Here is a 1,335-nt window from a genome sequence, read left to right as displayed (position 1 = left end):
CGCAGAGCAGAAGCGGATCGTCCGTGCCGCGCCGCTCCGCCATGGCGGCCAGGCCCTCGGTCGGCTCGATCGCCCGGAGCAGCACCGCGCTGCCGGGCTCGCAGACCAGGTTCAGGCACCAGTGCAGCCCGTAGGACCGGTAGACGTAGACGTGCCCGGGCGACCCGAACATGCTGGCGTTCCGGCGGGTCGGGCCCGCGAAGCTGTGGGAGGCCGGGTCGGTCCGGTCGTAGGCCTCCGTCTCGACGATGCGCCCGCCCGCCGCGCCGACCCAGAGCCGCGCCCCGACCAGCTCCGCCGCCACCGCGGCGGCGTTCCGGGCGAAGAACGGGTCGGGCCTCGGATCGACGGGTGTCATGCTGGCAGTGTCATCCGGATGGTGTCAGCCCAGCCGGCCAACGCCCGGCGGTCCGTTTGGTTGACGTTTGCCCGGCATCCGGGTCCGACCCCGCAGGCTTCGTAGAAGTCGCGGATGGGCCGCGCAATTCTTCGTGGATCCCCGGCCGACGGCGATGCCTTTTTCGTTCGCTTCGCAGTGACCGCGAAGTCTGTCGGGCCGTCTTCGGTCCGGTCCCGACCCGAAATTCGCCGGCCAGTTGAAATACGGCGGAGGCCGCGGACGCGGTTTGCTGGTACGACAGGCCGGCCAGACCGGGCCCGCTGCCGATCTCGTCGGACCTCCCAGCATGACGCGCACCTCGTCGATCGCGACGCTCCGAACCTCCGCCGGGGGTTTGCCGGCCGCCCCGATCCCGCTGCGCGCCCGGATCCGCCCCATCCTCGGCGTCCGCCGCCTGCGCCTCGGCAGCGGGCTGGTGCTGTTCGCCTACATCCTGACCCACCTGACCAACCATGCCCTCGGCAACGTCTCCCTCGACGCCATGGAGGACGGCCTCGACATCGCCTCCGCCCTGTGGCTCAACCCGCTCGGCTTGGCGCTGCTCTACGGCGCCCTGCTGATCCACCTGCTGCTCGGGCTCCAGGCCCTCTACGCCGCCCGCTACTTCCGCTGGCGGCCCGGCGAGGTGGTGCAGATGGTCTCCGGCCTGCTGATCCCGCCGCTGCTCATCAGCCACATCGCGGGCACCCGGATCGCCTTCGCCACCGAGGGGCTGGACAAGGGCTACGCGCAGGAACTCTACGCCTTCTGGGTCGCCGCGCCGCAGCAGGGCGCGATGCAGGCGGCGATGCTGGTCATCGCCTGGATCCACGGCTGCTCCGGCCTGTATTTTTGGCTCCGGCTGAAGCCCGCCTTCGGGCGCGCCGCCCCCTGGCTGCTGGCGGTGGCGGTGCTGGTGCCGGTCCTCGCCCTGCTCGGCTTCGCGCAGGGCGGCC

The 1,335-nt window shown here is 71.8% G+C and carries 1 protein-coding gene and 1 pseudogene; one reads left to right on the top strand and one right to left on the bottom strand.

The window, feature by feature from the left end; genetic code table 11:
* Positions 1-358 (bottom strand): DNA-3-methyladenine glycosylase (locus FV228_RS29935; protein ID WP_147857751.1); only part of this gene is annotated, 358 nt, incomplete at its 3' end.
* Between the two features lie 328 nt (positions 359-686).
* Here FV228_RS29935 and FV228_RS29930 point away from each other — a divergent pair.
* A pseudogene (locus tag FV228_RS29930) lies at positions 687-1,335 on the top strand (adenylate/guanylate cyclase domain-containing protein); the annotation flags it as partial.

The organism is Methylobacterium sp. WL18 (assembly GCF_008040015.1).
Taxonomy (GTDB): domain Bacteria; phylum Pseudomonadota; class Alphaproteobacteria; order Rhizobiales; family Beijerinckiaceae; genus Methylobacterium; species Methylobacterium mesophilicum.
Note: the sequence above shows the minus strand (reverse complement) of the source record. Positions and strands in the feature narration are given on the sequence as shown.